This is a genomic window from Burkholderia sp. Ac-20365, from assembly GCF_017104715.1.
Taxonomy (GTDB): domain Bacteria; phylum Pseudomonadota; class Gammaproteobacteria; order Burkholderiales; family Burkholderiaceae; genus Paraburkholderia.
The window spans coordinates 1-725 of sequence record NZ_JAAGPI010000139.1 but is presented as its reverse complement, the minus strand read 5'-3'; the positions used below and the strand labels follow the sequence as shown (position 1 = coordinate 725).

1 pseudogene is annotated in these 725 nt (G+C 57.0%); it reads right to left on the bottom strand.

Annotated elements, in window-relative coordinates:
• A pseudogene (locus G3O01_RS45005) lies at positions 1 to 725 on the bottom strand (hypothetical protein); the annotation flags it as partial.

Sequence of the window (725 nt, the reverse complement as noted above, 5' to 3'; positions counted from 1 at the left end):
TGCGAGCACTACGTTGTCGCCACGACCCTCGCCGACAATTGCGAACTGGAAAGGCGTCACCATGAATAGCGCTGCGCGAACCAGGATCATGACCGCGATCTGTGGCAGGTAGGCTGGCAACCGCCTGTATACATCTTCCTTATGGCTAACACGGATTAACTCTGCACTCAGTTGCTCCGCGCGGCAAATATGGCGATGGGTAAGCTCGACACACGGATCATCGGGCCAGTAGAACTCAACGGCACCCTCGCGGGTATGAGAATCGATGCAAGCGCGCGTGTTCGAACCGGGTGTGGCCCACAGGTGCAACGCCGTAATATCAGCTTCGAGTTGCGCCTCCGAGGGCTCCAAGACAGCTTCCACCCGTCCAACAGGCGCTTTCAGGAAGGCGATTGCTGCTCGACCGCGCGGCGCATTCTGCTCGTCAGGGGGCACGTCATCCCGCGCGTAACTCCAGGCATGAAGCCAGAAAAGGTTTATGCCAGACACTCGCTCGACAAGATCCGGGATGCCGTCTCCCGCAATCCGCGCATTTACCTCCATAAGAACCGGCTCGCCATTGCCGCGAATTCTCATCTCCACATGAGCGATTCCCCGGTCGACACAAATCGCTTCGCACGCCTTAATAGCGATTGAACACATCTCGTGATTCCCACTCAGGATGCTCGGAGTCGAGTGACCGATCTCAGCAAAATAAGGCAAGGGAGTCAGAAATTTGTCGGTCA